The following is a 22,631-nucleotide window of genomic DNA, read 5'->3' on the forward strand; positions in this document are numbered from 1 at the left end:
ACATCGAGCGACAAATTATGTTGAATGATAATGATTGTCAATTGAGAAAGAGAACTAATGCTCCTCAAAGGTGCAGAGTGAGAACTGCGACACGCTGTCGCGCCTTGGTCTGGTTGGCTAGCAGGGCAGTCGACTAATTATTTGCCAAGGTCATCCGTTCTCATTGGTGAATGGCTTCGGGCTGCAGCCCCGGACACCACAGCATTGCCAATGCCTTGCGCGGTCGGCGAAGACCGCGTCCTGCATGCCCCCCCAATGGGGCGTGACGTTACGACACCGATTCCAATTGCAAGCCGAATTCAGGCAGGAAACCTCATGACCGACGCGTTCGAACTCCCCAGCACACTGGTCCAAGCCCTCCAGCGCCGCGCGGCCCTGACGCCGGATCGGGTGGCCTTGCGTTTTCTCGCCGAAACCCAGGACCAGGCTGTGGTGCTCAGTTATCGCGAGCTGGATCAGCGGGCGCGCACCATAGCCGGCGCGCTGCAGGCCGAGGCCGGTTTTGGCGATCGCGCGGTGTTGCTGTTTCCCAGTGGGGCGGATTACGTCGCGGCGTTTTTCGGTTGCCTGTATGCCGGGGTGATCGCGGTGCCGGCCTATCCGCCGGAATCGGCGCGCCGGCATCACCAGGAGCGTCTGCTGTCGATCATCGGCGATGCCGAGCCGCGCCTGTTGCTGACCAGCGCCGGGCTGCGCGATTCTTTGCTGCAGATTGAAGGCGCGCCGCCGCTGCTGTGTGTCGATACCCTCGACAGCGTCCACGCCGAACGCTGGGTCGCGCCGGACCTGGCAGACGATGACATCGCCTTCCTGCAATACACCTCCGGTTCGACCGCATTGCCCAAAGGTGTGCAGGTTAGCCACGGCAATCTGGTGGCGAATGAATTGCTGATCCGCCACGGTTTCGGCATCGACCTGAACCCCGACGACGTGATCGTCAGCTGGCTGCCGCTGTACCACGACATGGGTCTGATCGGCGGCCTGTTGCAGCCGATTTTCAGTGGCGTGCCGTGCGTGTTGATGTCGCCGGCGTACTTCCTCGGTCGGCCGCTGCGCTGGCTCGAAGCGATCAGCGAATACGGCGGCACCATCAGCGGCGGGCCGGATTTTGCCTATCGCCTGTGCAGCGAACGGGTCAGTGAGTCGGCCCTGGAGCGCCTCGACCTGAGCGGCTGGCGCGTGGCCTATTCCGGGTCGGAACCGATTCGTCTCGACACCCTCGAGCGCTTCGCCGAGAAGTTCGCCAGCTGCGGTTTCAGCGAAGCCAGTTTCATGGCTTCCTACGGTCTGGCCGAAGCGACGTTGTTCGTCGCCGGTACTGCGCGTGGCCAAGGCATCGGCAATCTGCGGGTGGACGACGTGGCCCTGGCGCAAAACCGTGCCAAAGCCGGCGAGGGCAGCGCGATCATGAGCTGCGGCATCAGCCAGCCGGAGCATGCGGTGTTGATCATCGACCCGGCGTCGCTCAGCGAACTGGCGGACAACGCGGTCGGTGAAGTCTGGGCCAGCGGCCCGAGCATCGCCCATGGCTACTGGCGCAACCCCGAGGCCTCGGCAAAAACCTTCGTCCAGCATGCCGGCAAAACCTGGCTGCGCACCGGTGACCTGGGCTTCATCCGCGAGGGTGAACTGTTCATCACCGGGCGCCTGAAAGACATGCTGATCGTGCGTGGGCACAACCTTTATCCACAGGACATCGAGCAGACGGTCGAGCGTGAAGTGGAGGTGGTGCGCAAGGGTCGCGTCGCCGCCTTTGCGGTGAATATCGACGGTGAGGAAGGCATCGGCATCGCCGCGGAAATCAGCCGCAGCGTGCAGAAAATCCTGCCGCCCGACGGCTTGATCAAAGCCATCCGCCAGGCCGTGGCCGAGGCCTATCAGCAAGCACCGAGCGTAGTGGTGCTGCTCAATCCGGGCGCCTTGCCCAAGACCTCCAGTGGCAAACTGCAACGCTCGGCGTGCCGAAATCGCCTGGTGGATGGCAGCCTCGACAGTTATGCGCTGTTCCCTTCGGTGGTCAGCGAAAATGCAACCAACAGCGAATCCGGCTCGGAATTGCAAAGCCTGATTGGGCAGATCTGGTGCGAGCAATTGCAGGTCCAGCAGGTTGCTGCTGACGATCACTTCTTCCTGCTGGGCGGTAACTCCATCGCGGCCACGCAGGTGGTGGCGCGTCTGCGCGAACAACTCGGCCTGGAGCTGAACCTGCGCCTGCTGTTCGAAGCGCCGACCCTGGGCGCGTTCGCCGAAGCGGTGGCCCGGCAGCAACAGGACGGTGGCCTCGCCCAAGGCGCGATCACCTCGCTGTCGCGCACCGAGGCCATGCCACAATCCCTGGCGCAAAATCGCCTGTGGATCACCTGGCAACTCGATCCGCAGAGCAGCGCCTACAACATTCCCGGTGCCTTGCGCCTGCGCGGCGAACTCGACGAAGACGCGCTGCGCAGCAGTTTCCAGCAGTTGATCGAGCGCCACGAATCCCTGCGCACGCGTTTCTTCGAGCGTGATGGTGTGGCGTTGCAGCAGGTCGATGCGGCGGCTGAATTCAATCTGCAATGCATCGACATCAGCGATCTGCCGATGGCCGAACGTGAAGCCCGGGCCCGACAAATCCGCGAGGACGAAGCGCGCACCCAGTTCGACCTGGAGAAAGGTCCGTTGCTCTGGGTGACGCTGGTGCGCCTCGACGACGAAGATCACCAGCTGCTGGTGACGATGCACCACATCATCGCTGACGGCTGGTCGATGAATGTGTTGATCGACGAATTTTCCCGGCTGTACGCGGCGGCAACCCAAGGGCAACAGGCCACGCTCGCGCCGCTGCCGACCCAGTACGCCGACTACGGCAGCTGGCAGCGCCAATGGCTGGCGCAAGGGGAGGGCGAGCGCCAACTGGCTTACTGGAAGGCGCAGTTGGGCGATGAGCATCCAACCCTGAACCTGGCCACCGACCACCCGCGCTCGGCGCAACAGCTGCACAGCGCCGCCCGCCACACCGTGCGCCTGGACGCGGCGCTGAGCGATGCCATTCGCCGCACCGCCCATGCCCACGAAGCCACGCCGTACATGCTGTTGCTCGCCGCGTTCCAGACCCTGTTGCATCGCTACAGCGGACTGCGCGACATCCGCATCGGCGTGCCGAATGCCAACCGTCCGCGCCTGGAAACCCAAGGTCTGATCGGCTTCTTCATCAACACCCAGGTGCTGCGCGCCGAGGTGGACTCGCGTCTGCCATTCATTGAGTTGCTGGCGCAAACCCGCCAGGCCGCGTTGGGTGCACAGGCGCATCAGGACCTGCCGTTCGAGCAACTACTTGAAGCCTTCCCCCAGGCCCGTGAACAAGGCCTGTTCCAGGTCATGTTCAACCATCAGCAGCGCGATCTCAGCGCCTTGAAGCGTCTGCCCGGGCTGCTCGCCGAAGAGCTGCCGTGGCACAGCCGCGAGGCCAAGTTCGACCTGCAGTTGCATAGCGAAGAAGACCGCAACGGTCGCTTGAGCCTGTCCTTCGACTACGCCAGCGAGCTGTTCGATGCAGCGACCATCGAGCGTCTGGCGGAGCATTACAGCCACCTGTTGCGCGCCATCGGTGAGCAACCGGAAACCGCCATCGGCGACCTGCCTCTGCTGACCGGACCTGAGATTAATCAACAAGCCGAGTGGGCCGTTGCACCTTGCCCGCCCGCCAGCCAATGGCTACCGGAACTGCTCAACCATCAAGCTCGCCAGACCCCGGAGCGCACCGCGCTGATGTGGGACGGCGGCAGCCTCGATTTCGCCGAGCTGCACACCCAGGCTAATCGCCTGGCCCACTACCTGCGCGACAAAGGCGTCGGTCCGGATGTCTGCGTGGCCATTGCTTGCGAGCGTTCGCCGCAACTGCTGATCGGCCTGCTGGCGATCATCAAGGCCGGTGGCGCCTACGTGCCGCTCGATCCGGATTACCCGGCCGAGCGCCTGGCCTACATGCTCAGCGACAGCAAGGTCGATTTGCTGCTGACGCAAACACCGTTGCTCGATCGCCTGCCGGCCAGCGAAGGCGTCAGCGTCATTGCCATGGATGCCCTGCATCTGGAAAGTTGGCCGAGCCATGCGCCGGGCCTGCATTTGCACGGCGACAACCTGGCCTATGTGATCTACACCTCCGGCTCGACCGGCCAACCGAAAGGCGTCGGCAACACCCACGCGGCCCTCGCCGAACGCCTGCAATGGATGCAGGACACTTACCGCTTGAATGAAACCGATGTGCTGATGCAGAAAGCGCCGATCAGTTTCGACGTGTCGGTGTGGGAGTGCTTCTGGCCGTTGATCACTGGAGCCCGGCTGCTGCTTGCCGGCCCGGGTGAACACCGCGATCCGCAGCGCATCGCGCAGCTGGTCCAAGCGTACGGGGTGACCACGCTGCACTTCGTGCCGGCGCTGCTGGCGGTGTTCATCGACGAGTCGCTCAGCGCCGAATGCACCAGCCTGCGCCGGCTGTTCTGCGGGGGCGAAGCGCTGCCCGCCGAACTGCGCAACCGCGTGCTGGAACAGCTGCCAGCGGTGCAATTGCACAACCGCTACGGCCCGACCGAAACCGCGATCAACGTGACCCATTGGCACTGCACCGCCGCCGATGGCGAGCGCTCGCCGATCGGTCGACCGTTGGGCAACGTCGTCTGCCGTGTCCTCGACAGCGTCCTCAACCCGGTGCCGGCCGGTGTGCCGGGGGAACTGTGCATCAGCGGTATCGGCCTGGCCCGCGGTTACCTGGGGCGTCCGGGCCTGACCGCCGAGCGTTTTGTGGTCGATCCACTGGGCGAGCAGGGCGCGCGTCTGTACCGCACCGGTGACCGTGCGCGCTGGACCGCCGATGGCGTGATCGAGTACCTCGGACGTCTCGATCAGCAGGTCAAGCTGCGCGGCTTCCGTGTCGAGCCGGAGGAAATCGAAGCGCGGCTGTTGGCGCAAGTCGGCGTCACCCAGGCGGTGGTGCTGGTGCGCGAAACGTCAGCCGGCGGTCAGTTGATCGGTTACTACACCGCCGATTCCAGTGAAGCCGAAGAAGCCCAAAGCACCCGCCTGAAAACCGCTCTGGCAGCCGAACTGCCGGAATACATGGTCCCGGCGCACCTGATGCGCCTGGAGCAAATGCCCCTCAGCCCGAGCGGCAAACTCGACCGTCGGGCCTTGCCGGAACCCCAGTGGCAGGTGCGTGAACACGTCGCGCCTGTGACTGCGCTGGAACAGCAGATCGCCGGCATCTGGCGTGAAGTGCTGGGCCTTGCACAAGTCGGCCTGTGCGATGACTTCTTCGCCCTCGGCGGCCATTCGCTGCTGGCCACGCAAATCATTTCCCGCACCCGCCAGGCCTGCGACGTCGAGTTGCCGCTGCGCGCGCTGTTTGAACACAGTGAGCTGGGCACCTTTGCCGAACAGGTGCGTTTGATCCAGGCCAGCGGCCGCACCAACGAACAGCCGCCGATCGCCAGGGTCGACCGCAGCCAACCGGTGCCGCTGTCCTATTCCCAGCAGCGCATGTGGTTCCTCTGGCAGATGGAACCGGACAGCCCGGCCTACAACGTCGGCGGCATGGCGCGCTTGCGCGGGGTGCTGGATGTCGAGCGTTTCGAGGCCGCGTTGCAGGCCTTGATCCAGCGTCACGAAACCCTGCGCACCACTTTCCCGAGCGTCGATGGCGTCGCGCGCCAGCAGGTGCATGCCGAGACTGGCGTGCGCCTGGACCGCAAGGACTTCACCGCGCTGGATGCCGATGGCCGCGAGTGGCAAGTGCAGCAACTGGCCGACGATGAGGCGCACCAACCCTTCGACCTGGAGACCGGGCCGCTGCTGCGCGCCTGCCTGGTCAAGACCGCCGAGCAGGAACACTACCTGGTGCTGACCCTGCACCACATCGTCACCGAAGGCTGGGCGATGGACATCTTTGCCCGGGAACTCAGCGCGCTCTACGAAGCCTTCGTCGACGACCGCGAATCGCCGCTGGCGCCGTTGCCGGTGCAGTACCTGGATTACAGTGTCTGGCAGCGTCAATGGCTGGAGTCCGGTGAACGCCAGCGCCAGCTCGACTACTGGACGGCGCAACTGGGCCGTGAGCATCCGCTGCTGGAATTGCCGGCCGACCGTCCGCGTCCGCCGGTGCAAAGTCACCAGGGTGAGTTGTACCGTTTCGACCTGAGCGATGAGCTGGCGGCACGGGTCCGCGCCTTCAACGCGCAAAATGGCCTGACCCTGTTCATGACCATGACCGCCGCCCTCGCCACGCTGCTGTACCGCTACAGCGGCCAGACCGACCTGCGCATCGGCGCGCCGGTGGCCAACCGCATTCGCCCGGAAAGCGAAGGGCTGATCGGCGCGTTCCTCAACACCCAGGTGTTGCGTTGCCAACTGGACGGGCAGATGTCCGTCGGCGAGTTGTTCGAGCAGGTGCGCCATACCGTGATCGAAGGCCAGTCCCATCAGGACCTGCCGTTCGATCATCTGGTGGAAGCCTTGCAGCCACCGCGCAGCGCCGCCTACAACCCGCTGTTCCAGGTGATGTGCAACGTGCAGCGCTGGGAGTTCCAGCAGAGCCGCCGCCTCGCCGGCATGACCGTTGAGTACCTGGCCAACGATGCCCGCGCGACCAAGTTCGACCTCAACCTGGAAGTCACCGATCTCGATCATCGCCTCGGTTGCTGCCTGACCTACAGCACCGACCTCTTCGACGAGCCGCGCATTGCGCGCATGGCCGCCCATTGGCGCAACCTGCTGGAGGCGCTGATTGCCGATCCGCAACAGCGCCTCAGTGAATTGCCGTTGCTCGACGCCGGCGAACAACAGCAGTTGCTCGATAGCCTTGGCGTCGAGCCGGGCGAGCATCGACTCGACCAGTGCATCCATCAGTTGTTCAGCGAACAGGCCCAAGCACGTCCCGATGCGCCGGCCTTGACCTTCGCCGGGCAGACCTTGAGTTACGCCGAACTCGACAGCCGCGCCAATCGCCAGGCCTGGATGCTGCGCGAGCGCGGCGTCGGCCCGCAGGTGCGCGTGGGCCTGGCGCTCGAGCGTTCGCTGGAGATGGTCGTCGGCCTGCTGGCGATCCTCAAGGCCGGTGGCGCCTACGTGCCGCTGGACCCGGAATATCCGCTGGATCGCCTGCACTACATGATCGAAGACAGCGGCGTCGGCCTACTGCTCAGTGACGCGGCGATGTTCCAGTCCCTTGGTGAACTGCCCGCGGGCGTTGGCCGCTGGTGCCTGGAAGAAGACAGCGCGGCGCTGGCCAACTACCCGGTCACCGAACTGCCAAACATCAACCTGCCGCAACACCAGGCCTACCTGATCTACACCTCGGGCTCCACCGGCAAACCGAAAGGCGTGGTGGTGTCCCACGGCGAAATCGCCATGCATTGCCGCGCCGTGATCGAACGTTTCGCCATGCGCCCCGACGACTGCGAGCTGCACTTCTATTCGATCAACTTCGACGCCGCCACCGAGCGTCTGCTGGTGCCGCTGTTGAGCGGTGCCCAGGTGGTGCTGCGTGCCCAGGGCCAATGGGACGCGGAAGAAATCTGTGGCCTGATCCGTCGCCACCCCATCAACATCCTCGGTTTCACCCCGAGCTACGGCAGCCAGTTGGCGCAGTGGCTGGCAACCCAAAACGCAACCCTGCCGGTGCGCATGATCATCACCGGCGGCGAAGCGCTGACCGGTGAACACCTGGCGCGGATTCGTGCAGCGTTCAATCCCAAGCTGTTCTTCAACGCCTACGGCCCGACGGAAACCGTGGTCATGCCACTGGCCAGCCTCGCGCCCCAGGTGTTGGAAGAAGGCGCCGGCAGTGTGCCGATCGGCAGCGTGATCGGTGACCGCGTGGCCTACATTCTCGATGCCGACCTGGCGTTGGTGCCGCAGGGTGCGACCGGCGAGTTGTACGTCGGTGGTGCCGGCCTGGCCCAGGGTTATCACCAGCGTGCGGGCATGACCGCGGAACGTTTTGTGGCTGATCCTTTTGCCGGCAACGGCGGGCGTATCTATCGCACCGGCGACCTGGTGCGCCAGCGCGCCGATGGCCTGGTGGAATACCTCGGGCGTATCGACCATCAAGTGAAGATTCGCGGTTTCCGCATCGAGCTGGGTGAGATCGAAACCCGTCTGCTGGAGCATGAATCGGTGCGCGAAGCGGTGGTGCTGGCGCTCGATGCGCCGAGCGGCAAACAACTGGTGGGTTATCTGGTCTGCGACGTCGCCGAACAGGACGAGTCCCGACAAAGCGCACTGCGTGAATCGCTCAAGTCGCACCTCAAATCCCAGCTGCCGGATTACATGGTGCCCACGCACCTGGTCCTGCTGGCGAGCATGCCGCTGACCGCCAACGGCAAACTCGACCGCCGCGCACTGCCGGCGCCAGACCCGGAGTTGAACCGCCAGCAGTATGTGGCACCGAGCAACGAGCTGGAGCTGGCGTTGGCGCAGATCTGGTGCGAAGTGCTGAACGTCGAACAGGTCGGGCTCAACGATAACTTCTTCGAGCTCGGTGGCGACTCGATCCTGTCGATCCAGGTGGTCAGCCGCGCGCGGCAGCAGGGCATTCACTTCAGCCCCCGCGACCTGTTCCAGCACCAGACGGTGCAGACCCTCGCCGCCGTGGCCACCCGCACCGAGCAGGTCACCGCCGAGCAAGGCTTGATCAGCGGCGAGTCGCGCCTGACGCCGATCCAGCACTGGTTCTTCGACACCGCCATTCCCCAGCGTCAACACTGGAACCAGGCGTTGCTGCTGCAACCGAGCGTAACTCTCGAACCCCATCGCCTGGAGCAAGCGCTGCTGGCGGTGATTGAACAGCACGATGCGTTGCGCTTGCGCTTCAACCAGGTGGGCAGTCAATGGCAAGCCCGGCACCAGGCGATGTCCGATATGCCGGTACTGTGGCAAGTGCGCGTCACGTCCATGGACCAATGCGCCGCCCTGTTCGCCGATGCCCAGCGCAGCCTCGATCTTGCAGAAGGGCCGATGCTGCGTGTGCTGCTGGTCGATGGTCCCGAAGGCCAGCAACGCCTGTTCATCGCGATTCACCACCTGGTGATCGATGGCGTTTCCTGGCGTGTGCTGCTGGACGATCTGCAGAACGTCTATCGCCAGCTCGACGCACAACAGCCGGTGAAACTGCCGGCCAAAACCAGCGCCTTCAAGGACTGGGCCGCGCGCTTGCAGGCCTATGCCGGCAGCGAATCCCTGCGTGAAGAACTGGGCTGGTGGCAGACGCAATTGGCCGGGCCGAGCGCCGAGCTGCCCTGCGATCATCCGCAAGGTGGCCGTCAGCATCGCCATGCGCAAACCGTCAGCGTGCGCCTCGACAGCGAGCGCACCCGGCAATTGCTGCAGCAGGCGCCGAGTGCTTATCGCACCCAGGTCAACGACCTGCTGCTGACCGCGTTGGCCCGAGTATTGTGCCGTTGGAGCGGCAACGATTCGGCGCTGATCCAACTCGAAGGCCATGGCCGCGAGGCGCTGTTCGACGAGATCGACCTGACCCGCACCGTCGGCTGGTTCACCAGCGCCTATCCGCTGCGCCTGACACCTTTGAACATCGAAGAGGCGGCCGGGCAGGGCGCTTCGATCAAGGCGATCAAGGAGCAACTGCGTGCCGTGCCGCACAAGGGGCTGGGCTATGGCGTGCTGCGTTATCTGGCGGATGAGCCAAGTCGTCAGCGCATGGCCGAGCTGCCGGCGGCACCGATCACCTTCAACTACCTGGGGCAGTTCGACCAGAGCTTTGCCGCCGATGCGCTGTTCCATCCGCTGGATGAAACCATCGGCGCGGCCCACGATGCCCGGGCGCCGCTGCCCAATGAATTGAGCGTCGACAGTCAGGTCTATGGCGGCGAGCTGGTGCTGCGCTGGACCTTCAGCGCCGAACGTTACGAGCCACAGACCATCAGCGAATTGGCCGATGCTTACCTGGGCGAACTGAGCAGCTTGATCGAGCACTGCCTGGGCGCTGACGCGGGCGGTCTGACGCCGTCGGACTTCCCGCTGGCGAAACTGACCCAGGCGCAACTGGATGCGCTGCCGATTGCCGCGGCAGTGATTGAGGACGTCTACCCGCTGACGCCGATGCAGGAAGGCATGCTGCTGCACACCCTGCTGGAACCGGGCACGGGCCTGTACTACATGCAGGATCGCTACCGCATCAACAGCGAGCTCGATCCCCAGCGTTTCGCCCAGGCCTGGCAAGCGGTGATCGCCCGCCACGAAGCCCTGCGCGCCTCGTTCTGCTGGAATGTCGGCGAAGACATGCTGCAGGTGATCCACAAGCCGGGCAGCACGCCGATCGAATATCTGGACTGGAGCGACATCGTCGACGCCGAGCAGGAGCCAAAGCTGCAGGCCTTGCTCAAGTCTGAGCGCGAGGCCGGGTTCGATCTGCTCAATCAGGCACCCTTCCACCTGCGCCTGATCCGGGTGGGCGCGGCGCGTTACTGGTTCATGATGAGCAACCACCACATCCTGATCGATGCCTGGTGCCGTTCGTTGCTGATGAACGACTTCTTCGAGATCTACACCGCCCTCGGCGAAGGCCGGGAAGCGCAGTTGGCCGTGCCGCCGCGTTACCGCGACTATATCGCCTGGCTGCAACACCAGAGCCTGGCCGAAGCGCGGAATTGGTGGAAAACCAACCTGCAAGGCTTCGAGCGAACCACGCCGATCCCGAGCGACCGGCCGTTCCTGCGCGAACATGCCGGCGACAGCGGCGGCATGATCGTCGGCGATCGCTACACCCGCCTCGATGCCCGCGACGGTGCACGCCTGCGTGAACTGGCCCAGGCCCATCAGCTGACCATCAACACCTTTGCCCAGGCGGCGTGGGCCCTGGTATTGCGCCGCTTGAGCGGTGATCGCGACGTGCTGTTCGGTGTCACCGTGGCCGGGCGTCCGGTGCAGATGCCGGAGATGCAACGCACCGTCGGCCTGTTCATCAACAGCATCGCACTGCGGGTGAAAATGCCCGAAGACCATCAGCGTTGCAGCGTGCGCCAATGGCTGAGCGGTCTGCTCGACAGCAACATGCAGCTGCGTGAGTACGAATACCTGCCGCTGGTGAGCATCCAGGAAAATAGCGAACTGCCCAAGGGCCAGCCGCTGTTCGACAGCCTGTTCGTGTTCGAGAACGCCCCGGTGGAGGTCTCGGTACTGGACCGTGCGCAAAGCCTGAACGCGACCTCGGACTCGGGCCGCACCCACACCAACTTCCCGCTGACGGCGGTGTGTTATCCGGGGGATGACCTGGGCTTGCACCTGTCCTATGACCAGCGTTATTTCGACGAGTCCACGGTCGAGCGCATACTAGGCGAGTTCAAGCGCCTGCTGTTGGCGTTGGTCGAAGGCTTCCATGGCGACATGGCGGACCTGCCGCTGCTGGGTGCCGAAGAGCAGGACTTCCTGATCCACGGCTGCAACCAGAGCGAACACGCATACCCGCTGGAGCAGAGCTACGTTGCATTGTTTGAAGCACAGGTGGCCGCGCATCCGCAGCGGGTCGCCGCCAGTTGCCTGGATCGGCAATACAGCTACCTGGAGCTGAACCAGCGCAGCAACCGCCTCGGTCATGCACTGATGGCGGCGGGCGTCGGGCTGGATCAGCCGGTGGCGCTGCTGGCCGAACGCAGCCTCGACCTGCTCGGCATGATCATCGGCAGCTTCAAGGCGGGTGCGGGTTACCTGCCGCTGGACCCGGGGCTGCCGAGCCAGCGCCTGGGCCGCATCATTGACCTGAGTCGCACGCCGCTGCTGGTTTGCACTCGGGCCTGTCACGAACAAGCGCTGGCGTTGCTGGATGAGTTTGGTTGCGCCAGTCGGCCGCGGTTGCTGGTCTGGGAAGAAGTGCAGGCGAGCGATGTATCGGTGGCCAATCCGGGCATCCACAGCGGGCCGGATAACCTGGCCTACGTGATCTACACCTCCGGCTCCACCGGTTTGCCCAAGGGCGTGATGGTCGAACAGCGCGGCATGCTCAACAACCAGTTGAGCAAGGTGCCGTACCTGGAGCTGAGCGCGGCCGACGTGATTGCCCAGACCGCTTCGCAAAGCTTCGATATTTCCGTGTGGCAGTTCCTCGCCGCGCCATTGTTCGGCGCGCGGGTGGACATCGTGCCGAACGCCATCGCCCACGACCCGCAAGGCTTGCTCGCCCATGTGCAGAGCCAGGGCATCACCGTGCTGGAAAGCGTGCCGTCGCTGATCCAGGGCATGCTCGCCCAGGAGCGCATGAGCCTCGACGGCCTGCGCTGGATGCTGCCGACAGGGGAGGCGATGCCGCCGGAGCTGGCCCATCAATGGCTGCTGCGCTACCCGCAGATCGGCCTGGTGAATGCCTATGGCCCGGCGGAATGCTCGGATGACGTGGCGTTCTTCCGCGTCGACCTGGCCTCCACCCGCGGCAGCTACTTGCCGATCGGTACGCCGACCGACAACAACCGCCTGTACCTGCTCGACGGTGCGCTGGAACTGGTGCCGCTGGGTGCGGTGGGCGAGTTGTGCGTCGCGGGCACCGGCGTCGGGCGCGGCTACGTCAGCGATCCGCTGCGCACCGCCCAGGTGTTCGTGCCGAACCCGTTCGGCGCACCGGGCGAGCGTCTGTATCGCACCGGCGACCTGGCCCGCCGTCGCACTGACGGCGTGCTGGAATACGTCGGGCGGATCGACCATCAGGTGAAGATTCGCGGCTACCGCATCGAACTGGGTGAAATCGAAGCGCGCCTGCATGAACAACCGCAAGTCCGCGACGCGGCGGTCGGTGTGCAGGAGGGGGTCAATGGCAAGCATCTGGTGGGCTATCTGGTGGCGGCGGATTCGACACTCACTCCGCCTGAACGCCTGGAGCGCATCAAGCAACGCCTGCGCGCCGAGCTGCCGGAATACATGGTGCCGCTGCACTGGCTGTGGCTCGACAAGCTGCCCCTCAACGCCAACGGCAAACTGGACCGCAAGGCCCTGCCGGCGCTGGAGATCGGCCAGCTGCAAAGCCAGGACTACCAGGCGCCGCGCAACGACCTGGAGCAGACTTTGGCGGACATCTGGGCCGAGGTGCTGAAGGTGGAGAAAGTCGGCATCCGCGACAATTTCTTCGAATTGGGCGGGCATTCGCTGCTGGCCACGCAGATCGCCTCGCGGGTGCAGAAAACCCTGCAGCGCGATGTGCCGCTGCGGGCGATGTTCGAATGCAGCACGGTGGAGGAGCTTTCTGCGTACATCGATGGGTTGGCGGCCAGTGAGATCACCGAGGAGAAGGTGGATCGGTTGAATGATCTGATGGCGGAGTTGGAGGGCCTTTGATTCTCTAGCGCCTGTGAATCCCTCATCGCCAGCAGGCTGGCTCCCACAGTCGATCGCGTTCAACTGTGGGAGCCAGCCTGCTGGCGATGAGGTTGTACGTATGCATACATTCGTGTGATTGACTACAGACCCTCATCCGCTCAGTCTTCCTGCTCCCTTTCCACCGGCGGAGCCACTCGATGCCCTTCGTAACGATAGACGGCCAACCCCTCCACTACCTCGATCAAGGCACCGGCCCGGCAGTCCTGCTGGCGGGCAGTTACCTGTGGGACCAGGCCATGTGGGCCCCGCAGATTGCCACGTTGTCGCAACAGTATCGGGTGATCGCCCTGGACCTGTGGGGCCACGGTGAATCCGGGCCGCTGCCTGCCGGCACAACGTCGCTGGATGACATCGCACACCAGGCCCTGGCGCTGCTCGATCACCTGGACATCGATCGCGTGACCCTGGTCGGCCTGTCGGTGGGTGGCATGTGGGGTGTGCGCCTGGCGTTGGCGGCGCCGCAACGGCTCAACGGGCTGGTGTTGATGGACACTTACGTCGGTGTCGAACCGGAACCGACCCGGCAATACTATTTTTCGCTGTTCAAGATGATTGAAGAAACCGGCGTCATCTCGCCGCAATTACTGGATATCGTGGTGCCGATCTTTTTCCGTCCGGGCATCGATCCGCAGTCGGCGCTGTATCAGGACTTCCGCAGCAAACTCGCCGCGCTGCCGCCTGAGCGTTTGCGTGAAAGCATCGTGCCGATGGGGCGGATTACCTTTGGCCGGGATGACCTGTTGCCGCGTCTGGGGCAATTGAACGCAGCGACCACGCTGGTGATGTGTGGCGATCAGGACAAACCACGTCCGCCGAGTGAAACGCAGGAAATGGCCGGGTTGATTGGTTGCCCGTATGTGCTGGTGCCGGAGGCGGGGCATATTTCCAATCTGGAGAATCCGGGGTTTGTCACTCAAGCGTTGCTGCAGTTTCTAAACGAGAGAACCCGAGCGACCGCGTAATCGTTCTTCGCGAGCAAGCCCGCTCCCACAGTAGATCCCGGTCAAAATGTGGGAGCGGGCTTGCTCGCGAGGGCGTCGGTGAGTTCACCACCGAATCTTCGGAAAACTACTTCGGCCCAAGAATCTGCGCCAACTTATCCGGCGAAGGCGCCCCTTGCTGTTGCTGCAACTCGCCCTTGTCATCCATATAGAAAATCGCCGGAGTGGCCTGCAGCTCCAGGTCTTCCATCAATTGCATATTGGCCGCGAGCTTGGCCTGGATCGCCGGTGGCACTTCTTTCAAGGCCTTGAGCGAGCTGCCCTTGCCAGCCGCTTCGTGGTCCGCCAGGGCTTTTTGCGGGTCCTTCGCAGCCAGCAGCGCGGCGGATTTGCCCGGGCTGTCCTCGCGAATGATCCCGACCATGATGTGCCGCAACTGCACCTTGCCGGCCTTGACCCACGGCCGCGCCTGTTCCCAGAACATGTTGCAGTAGGGGCAGTTCGGGTCGCTGAACATGTAGACAATGCGTGGCGCATCCTTCTTGCCGTCGGCGATCCAGTTGCTCGTTTCCATCTTGGCCCAGACTTCCTTGGACATTGGCGCGTACACCAGTTTCTGCAACGGCGCGCTGCTCAGGTCATTGCCTTTCTCGTCGTACAGGTTGCCCAGCAATACATGCTTGCCATCGGGCGTCAGGTACAGCGCCATACCGCGGTTCTGGTATTGCGCCGCGTACCCGCGCAGGCCGTCGGGGGCGTCGAATTGACCGACGATTTTCGCGCCCTTGGCCTCGATCTTCTTGATCGCCTCGGGCAGCTCTTCGGCCTGCACCGATGGCAGGTGCAGCAGGGCGGCACCCAGGCTCAGGGTTAGCAGGTGGCGGAGGCGGGGCATGGCAGTTTCCTTGCAGAAGTGGCAGGTACGGAATCGAAGTTTTCCAGGGCGCGGGCCAGGCTGGCTTGCGACAGCTCGCCCAGGTGGCTGCCCAGCAGGCGGCCGTCGGGACTATAGAACAGCGTAGTCGGCAAGGCCATTGAGCCGACAGCCTGGCCCAGGCGACCGCTGCCGTCGAACAGCACATTGGACAGGCTCAGGCCCTGGGTCTCCAGGAAGGTGCTGACACTTTGCATGCTTTCGGCCTGGTTGACGAACAGGAAGGTCAGGTCCGGGCGTTGCATCTGGGCGTCTTCCAGCACCGGCATTTCCCGGCGGCAGGGCGGGCACCAGGTGGCCCACAAATTGATCACCAGCGGGCCACCCTTGTAGTCCGCCAGTTGCACGGTTTCACCGGCGGAATTGCGCAGGGTGATCTCCGGCAGGCGCGTGCCCTGTTCATAAATGGTCAGCGAGAAGGTCGCCAGCAACCAGAACGCCAGGCCGCTGGCCACGCCGAAGCCCAGCGGACGGCGCAGGCCCGGGCGACGCCAGCCCCGGTACAGCGCGGCGAGCACCAGCGCGATGACCCCTGGCCAGGCGAGGAACCCGCCATCGCGCAGGTCGATGACCTGCCACGGATCGCTGCGATAGTGGGCCCAGTAAACGGCGACGAAACCGATCCGCGCCGCGAGCATGCCGATCAGGAAAAGGCTAAACAGCACCGACTCGGGGTTCTCGCCACCGCGCTTGGCCACCCGCCAACCGACGAACGTCGCCAGCACCAATGCACTGATCAGCAGCAAATGGTTGAGCGCGATGGCAAAGGTGCCGAGAGTAAAGGTCAGCATTAACGGGCGTCTCGGGTGGTGGTCCAGCGTTGCAGGAAGGTGTCGGCATCGACCTCGCCGGTGATGCGCTGGCTGCGTCGCTCGAGGCCGTCGGCACCTATCCACAGCAAGCTCGGTGGGCCTGGCACTTTGTAACGGCCGAGCAGTTCACGGCTGGCGGCATTGTCGGCGGTGACGTCCAGTCGGAGCAAGCGCACGTCGCTCAGGGCTTGCATTACCTTCGCTTTGCCGAAAACCTGTTTTTCCATGACCTTGCACGACACGCACCAGTCGGCGTAGTAGTCCAGCAGCACCCACTGGCCTTGCGCCTGCGCCGCGTCGAGTTCGCGCTGCAAGGCCGCAGGGTCCTTGATGGTGGTAAAGGCGTCGTGGCCGCTGGGCACGGCGGCGACGGCCGAGCCGGAAGTGCGGAACACCTGCAATGGCTTGAACAGGTCATCACTGCCTCCCGCCGCGCCGATCATCAACAGGCTGCCCCACAAACCCAGCAGGAGCGAGGTGGCGCCGAACAGATGGGCGATGCGCCCAAATCCGTCCGACTGCTTCCAGGCGCTGTAGGCCGCGACCAGCAGCAATGCACCACACAAGCCGACCCACAGCGACTCATCCAGCACCGGGCGCAGCATCAGCAATGCCGTGGCGAGGAACAGGAAGCCGAAGATGCCCTTGAGCAGGTTCATCCAGGCGCCAGGCTTGGGCAGGAAACGATTGCCCACCGTCACCAGCAGCAACAACGGCACACCGATGCCGATGCCCATTGCAAACAGGATCAATCCACCGTGCAGCGCGTTGCCGCTCTGCGCGATATAAAGCAGCGCGCCGGCCAGCGGCGCGGTCATGCACGGGCCGACCAGCAGGCCGGACAACGCGCCCAAGGCACCTGCGCCGACCAGGCTGCCACCGCGCTGGTTGCGCGAGACGTTTTCCAGGCGATCACGCACCGCCACCGGCAGTTGCAGCTCGAAGAAACCGAACATCGGCAAGGCCAGCAGCACGAAAATCGCCGCGAAACTGCCCAGCAACCAAGGGTTTTGTAGCCAGGCTTGCAGGTTCGCCCCGAGGGATGCGGCCAGCACACCCATCGCCGCGTACACCAGCGCCATGCTCACCACATAACTGCCGGCCAGGGCCACGCCACGCTTGGGCGTCGCGCCGCTGCCGACGATCAGCCCGGCCAGAATCGGCAGCATTGGCAGCGAGCAGGGGGTGAACGCCAGCAGCAGGCCCAGGCCGAAGAACACCAGCAGGCTCCAGCCCAGGGCGCGTTGCTGCAGATTGCTGGCCAGGGCCTGGTCCGGCGCTTCATTGGCCGTGCCCAGGGCGTTAGAGTTGCCCAGGTCCACGACCCGGGTTTGCGGTGGATAACACAGCCCGGCATCGGCGCAGCCCTGGTAACTGACCTTGACCTGACCGCTGGCGCCCGCCGGGAGCTTCAGCTCCAGGCCTTGACGATAAACCTGCTGTTCACCGAAAAACTCGTCGCTGTGGGCTTCGCCTTCCGGCAGCGCGGGATGCTGCTCGACAGCCAGACCGTCGAATTTCAAGCGTTTCTGATACAGGTAATAACCGTCGGCAATCTGCCAGAACAGCTGGGTTTCGCCGGACTCAAGGCGCTCGGAGGTGAAAACGAACGCTTTGTCGACGGGCAGGAAGTCGGGTTTGGTCTCGAACGGATTGCCGCCCGCCTGGGTCAGGCCGGAGAACAGCAGGGCGACGAGTAGAAACAGCTGACGCATGGAAAAGCCTTATCCTTTAGCAAGTGAGCTGCACAATGGGTGGTGTCGATTAACCGATGATTAACCCCGGTCGCCGGGTTTCAGCGGCAGTTGCGGCATAATGTCCGCTTAATCGGTCGATGGCCTAATCAGCGTTATTTACACGAGGCTCTCCATGCACGTACTGGTTTGCGAAGACGATGAGTTGATTGCCAGCGGCATCGTCGCCGGCCTGACGGCCCAGGGCCTGACCGTGGAACATGTCGCCACCGCGTCGGCGGCCCGGGCGATGCTCAAGGTCGCCGAATTTGATGTCATGGTGCTCGACCTCGGGCTGCCGGACGAAGACGGTCTGAAACTCCTGCAGCAACTGCGTCACAACGGCCTGGAGTTGCCGGTGCTGATTCTCACGGCCCGCGACTCGGTCACCGATCGGGTCGACGGCTTGCAGGCCGGTGCCGACGATTATCTGCTCAAGCCGTTCGACCTGCGCGAACTCGCCGCGCGGCTGCACACGCTGTTGCGGCGGGTGGCCGGTCGCAGCGTCAACCTGATCGAGCACGGCGCCCTGACCTACGACCCGAGCAGCCGCGAAACCACCCTGGCCGGCCAGCCGGTGGACCTGTCGCGCCGCGAGCAGTCGCTGTTGCAGGCGCTACTGCATAACCGCGGCCGGGTGCTGTCGACCGAGCAGCTCAAGGACAGCGTCTACGGTTTTAACGACGAACTGGAGAGCAATGCCCTCAACGTCCATATCCATCACCTGCGGCGCAAGCTCGGCAACGGCATCGTCGAGACCGTGCGCGGCCTGGGCTATCGCCTGGGGCCGGCCGATGGCGGAGATCAATCGAAGTGATGAGCCTGCGTTTGCGCCTGAGCCTGACGCTCGGCGGCGCCTTTGCCCTGATCTGGGCGCTGGCCGCGGCCTGGATGCTCAGCGACCTGCGCAATCAGATGATGTTTTCCCTCGACCAGCGCCTGGTGGCCTCGGCGCGCATGGTCGCCGGGCTCATGGAGCAATTACCGGCGTTGCCAAGCAAGGGCGAGGGCACCCATTTCAGCGCTGAACAACTGAACATTCCCGGTGGCATGGCGTGTCAGGTCAGTTCGTTGCGCGGGGAAATCCTCGCCCGCAGCCACAGCGATCCGGGGCAAACCCTGGAAGCCGAGAAAATGGGCTTCCACGACCAGATCATCGACGGCGCGCCGTGGCGCAGTTTCACCCTGGCTCGTGGCGATTTGCGGATCACCACGGCCGATCGGCAGATTGAACGCGAGGCGCTGAACATGTCGATCCTGCTGGCCGCTTCGGTGCCGGTGGGCGTGGCGCTGCTCGGCTGCCTGTGCCTGCTCTGGCTCGGCATCGGCCAGGGGCTGGCGCCGCTCAACCGCATGCGCGACGCCTTGATGCGCCGCAGCCCTGACTCCCTGGAGCCTTTGCAGGTCCAGCCATTGCCCAGCGAACTGCAACCGCTGCTCGACACACAGAACCAGTTGTTCCAGCGCATCGGCAAGACCATCGAACGGGAACGGCGGCTGACCGGTGACGCCGCCCATGAATTGCGCAGCCCCCTGACCGCGATCAAGACCCACCTGCAAGTGGCGCGCATGACCGACGGCGCGGCCCGGGATCAATCCCTGGCCCGGGCCGAAGAGGGTGCTGACCGTCTGCACCGAACCCTTGAGCAACTGCTGTTGCTGGCGCGGGTCGAGGGCAGCCTGTCGTTCGACGATGGCGTGCAGTGCAGTGCCGAGCAGGTGGCGAAACTGGCGATCCAGGATGCAGCCGGGGGTGATCGTCAGCGCATCAAGCTCCATCTGCCAACAAGGGCTTCTCCCGCCCCGGTGAAAATGCCCGCGGTGCTGTCGATTGCGGCGCTGCGCAACCTCCTGGACAACGCCTTGCGCCACACACCTGGTAACGGGCCGGTGGAGTTGAGTCTGGAAACCACCGGCAACCGCGTGCAGTTCGTGGTTCGCGACCATGGCCCGGGCATTGCCGAAGACGACCTGCAACACTTGACCCAACGCTTCTGGCGCAACGGCCAGAGCAACGGCTGTGGGCTCGGCCTGGCGATTGTCCAGGCGATCGTCCAGCGCTGCGGCTGTACCTTGCGTTTCGACAGTCGGCCGGATGGATTGCGGGTGGAGCTGACGATGCCGTTGCAACCCCTCTGACGTACATGAGATGTAACTTCTCGACATTGGCCGCCTGGACCTTCCACAACTATCGTTTTGCTCACTCTCAACGGATTGAGGTGACAGCACCATGGAAGCATCGATACGCACCTGCCAGGCAACCCCGGCCGACGCCGGCATCATCAGCCGCATCATCGAGCGCTCCATCCGGGTCGGTTGCGCGCTCGACCATCGCAACGATCCGCACATCGTTGCCACCTGGACCCACAACAAGACCATCCAGCACATCCAGCCGTGGCTGACCGATCAGCGGTTGTACCTGAGCATCGCCCTGCTGCAGGACAAGCCGGTAGGCGTCGCCATGGCCGCAACCACCGGCACGCTCGCGTTCTGTTACGTGCAGCCGGAATCGTTCCGGCGAGGGGCGGGGCTGGCGCTGGTGCAAGACCTCGAAGGCTGGTTGGTCGCCCGGGGCCTGAACCAGGCGCGACTCTATAGCACCAAGACCAGCGAAGCGTTTTATCGGCGCCTGGGCTACCAGCGGTGTGCCCGATCCTTCATGGTCGCGGGGCTTCACGCCATCCCCATGCATAAAGGCCTGGCGTCACCTTCATGGAAAGACGATCAAGGGTCTAAATCCCCGGCGCCCTGATGCGTTTCCAGAACAGGAAAACCTTATTGAGGGGTCGAGAGATGTCAGTCGCTACCAGGCTTATGGAAGACCAGTCGGCCCGGATCACTCCGGTGCCGGCCGAGACGCTTTATCAGTTCAACGAATCGCCGTTGCTGGCGCGTCAAAGCCAGCAGGAGTCCAATGCCCGCAGTTACCCGCGACGCATTCCGCTGGCACTCAAACGCGCCAAGGGCCTGTATGTCGAAGACGTCGAAGGCCGCACCTTCATCGATTGCCTGGCGGGCGCCGGGACGCTGGCCCTGGGGCACAACCACCCGGTGGTGATCGAAGCGATCCAGCGCGTGCTGGCGGACGAACTGCCGCTGCACACCCTGGACCTGACCACGCCGGTCAAGGATCAGTTCGTCCAGGACCTGTTCGGCTTGTTACCGCCGGCCCTGGCCGCTGAAGCGAAGATCCAGTTCTGCGGTCCTACCGGTACCGACGCGGTGGAAGCCGCCTTGAAACTGGTTCGCACCGCCACCGGCCGCAGCACCGTGCTGTCGTTCCAGGGCGGCTACCACGGCATGAGCCAGGGCGCGCTGAGCCTGATGGGCAGCCTTGGGCCGAAAAAGCCCTTGGGTGCCTTGCTCAGCAGTGGCGTGCAGTTCATGCCGTACCCCTACGATTACCGTTGCCCGTTTGGCCTGGGCGGTGCGCAGGGGGTGAAGGCCAACCTCAACTACCTGGAAAACCTGATGAACGATCCAGAGGCCGGCGTGCAACTGCCCGCGGCGGTGATCGTCGAGGTGGTGCAGGGGGAGGGCGGGGTCATCCCGGCCGATCTCGACTGGTTGCGCGGCTTGCGCCGGATCACCGAAAAAGCTGGCGTGGCGCTGATCGTCGACGAGATCCAGAGTGGCTTCGCGCGCACCGGCAAGATGTTTGCTTTCGAGCACGCCGGGATCATTCCGGACGTGGTGGTGATGTCGAAAGCCATCGGTGGCAGCTTGCCATTGGCCGTGGTGGTCTATCGCGACTGGCTCGACACCTGGCTGCCGGGCGCCCATGCCGGGACCTTCCGCGGCAATCAAATGGCGATGGCCGCCGGTTCTGCGGTGATGCGTTACCTGGTGGAGCACAAGGTCTGCGAACACGCCGCCGCCATGGGCGAACGCCTGACCGAGCACCTGCGCATCCTGCAGCGCGACTTTCCGCAGCTGGGCGATATTCGGGGTCGAGGCCTGATGCTCGGGGTGGAGCTGGTCGATCCGACCGGCGCGCCCGATGCCCTGGGTCACCCACCGTCGTTTGCGCGACTGGCGCCGCTGGTGCAGCGCGAATGCCTCAAGCGCGGCTTGATTCTTGAACTGGGCGGGCGACATGGCGCGGTGGTGCGTTTCCTGCCACCGCTGGTGATCACCTCCGCGGAAATCGATCGAGTGGCCGAGATTTTCGGCAGGGCCTTGGCCGCAGCCACCGCCAACCTCTAAATTTTCCCGGCCCTGCAACGTTCCTTCTACATAGCGGCTGCACACAGCGTACAGCCCACCCTACAGCGATGGAGAGACAGCATGACGTCAGTATTCGACCGTGAAGACATCCTCTTTCAGGTCGTGGTCAACCATGAAGAGCAATACTCGATCTGGCCCGACTACAAAGCCGTGCCCGAGGGCTGGCGTACCGTGGGCAAGAGCGGGCTGAAAAAGGAATGCCTGGCCTACATCGAAGAGACCTGGACCGATATGCGTCCGCTGAGCCTGCGCCAGAAGATGGACGAGCAGGCGGCAGTGGCGCACTAAGCCATCTCGCATGAAAAGGCCCGCTGAACCGGTCAGGTCAGCGGGCTTTTTTGTATCTGGGGGCGACATGCCCTTGTAGGAGCCCGGCTTGCCGGCGAAGGCGTCCTCGAGGGCCTCTTCGCTGGCAAGCCAGCTCCTACAATGTTTTGCGCCGCACGTGAATCGGTGGCCGCCGCGGACCTGTAGGAGCCCGGCTTGCCGGCGAAGGCGTCCTTGCGGGCCTCTTCGCTGGCAAGCCAGCTCCTACAATGTTTTGCGCCGCACGTGAATCGGTGGCCGCCGCGGACCTGTAGGAGCCCGGCTTGCCGGCGAAGGCGTCATCGAGGGCCTCTTCGCTGGCAAG

Annotated in this window: 10 protein-coding genes; 7 read left to right on the forward strand and 3 right to left on the reverse strand. The window is 64.1% G+C overall.

Translation table 11 applies throughout. The features are described from left to right. Positions 1 to 315: 315 nt before the first annotated feature. Positions 316 to 13,311: a non-ribosomal peptide synthetase gene (locus tag ACM6I6_RS24300; protein WP_414920819.1), complete on the forward strand. Its 12,996-nt coding sequence runs from the start codon at positions 316 to 318 to the stop codon at positions 13,309 to 13,311. Positions 13,312 to 13,490: 179 nt separating this feature from the next. Next, positions 13,491 to 14,315 carry an alpha/beta fold hydrolase gene (locus tag ACM6I6_RS24305; RefSeq protein WP_323628122.1) on the forward strand — a complete coding sequence of 275 codons (825 nt, stop codon included), beginning with the start codon at positions 13,491 to 13,493 and terminating at the stop codon, positions 14,313 to 14,315. Positions 14,316 to 14,421: 106 nt separating this feature from the next. Here the strand turns inward: ACM6I6_RS24305 and dsbG are convergent, their stop codons facing one another. The 3 genes from dsbG to dsbD are packed head-to-tail and all read right to left on the reverse strand — an operon-like array spanning position 14,422 to position 17,755. After that, positions 14,422 to 15,189 (reverse strand): thiol:disulfide interchange protein DsbG, encoded by a 768-nt coding sequence (gene dsbG / locus ACM6I6_RS24310; protein ID WP_274073258.1) that lies wholly within the window; start codon positions 15,187 to 15,189, stop codon positions 14,422 to 14,424. Then, a complete protein-coding gene (locus ACM6I6_RS24315; protein WP_274073259.1) occupies positions 15,165 to 16,019 on the reverse strand; it encodes a TlpA disulfide reductase family protein in 855 nt (284 codons plus the stop codon). Before ACM6I6_RS24315 ends, dsbG begins: the two co-directional genes overlap by 25 nt. After that, positions 16,019 to 17,755, reverse strand: a complete 1,737-nt coding sequence (gene dsbD / locus ACM6I6_RS24320; protein ID WP_323607110.1) for a protein-disulfide reductase DsbD — start codon at positions 17,753 to 17,755, stop codon at positions 16,019 to 16,021. The genes ACM6I6_RS24315 and dsbD overlap by 1 nt, the downstream gene beginning before the upstream one ends. 154 nt (positions 17,756 to 17,909) lie before the next feature. On the opposite strand from dsbD, the gene ACM6I6_RS24325 reads away from it, so the two are divergent. From ACM6I6_RS24325 to ACM6I6_RS24345, 5 genes are all read left to right on the forward strand, one after another. Further along, positions 17,910 to 18,590, forward strand: a complete 681-nt coding sequence (locus ACM6I6_RS24325; RefSeq protein WP_034151358.1) for a response regulator — start codon at positions 17,910 to 17,912, stop codon at positions 18,588 to 18,590. Next, complete coding sequence (locus ACM6I6_RS24330; RefSeq protein ID WP_323607111.1) at positions 18,587 to 19,912, forward strand: ATP-binding protein; 1,326 nt, start codon at positions 18,587 to 18,589, stop codon at positions 19,910 to 19,912. Before ACM6I6_RS24325 ends, ACM6I6_RS24330 begins: the two co-directional genes overlap by 4 nt. 91 nt (positions 19,913 to 20,003) lie before the next feature. Then, the gene (locus ACM6I6_RS24335; protein WP_274073262.1) at positions 20,004 to 20,525 is read left to right on the forward strand and encodes a GNAT family N-acetyltransferase; all 522 of its coding nucleotides are present in this window, start codon (positions 20,004 to 20,006) and stop codon (positions 20,523 to 20,525) included. 41 nt (positions 20,526 to 20,566) lie between these two features. Continuing rightward, on the forward strand, positions 20,567 to 21,979 hold the full coding sequence (locus ACM6I6_RS24340; RefSeq protein ID WP_414920820.1) for an aspartate aminotransferase family protein: 1,413 nt from the start codon (positions 20,567 to 20,569) through the stop codon (positions 21,977 to 21,979). Positions 21,980 to 22,060: 81 nt separating this feature from the next. After that, complete coding sequence (locus tag ACM6I6_RS24345; protein WP_128608950.1) at positions 22,061 to 22,288, forward strand: MbtH family protein; 228 nt, start codon at positions 22,061 to 22,063, stop codon at positions 22,286 to 22,288. Positions 22,289 to 22,631 lie beyond the last annotated feature (343 nt).

The sequence above is a fragment of the Pseudomonas sp. IT-P218 genome, from assembly GCF_949767605.1.
Classification (GTDB): Bacteria; Pseudomonadota; Gammaproteobacteria; order Pseudomonadales; family Pseudomonadaceae; genus Aquipseudomonas; species Aquipseudomonas putida_AE.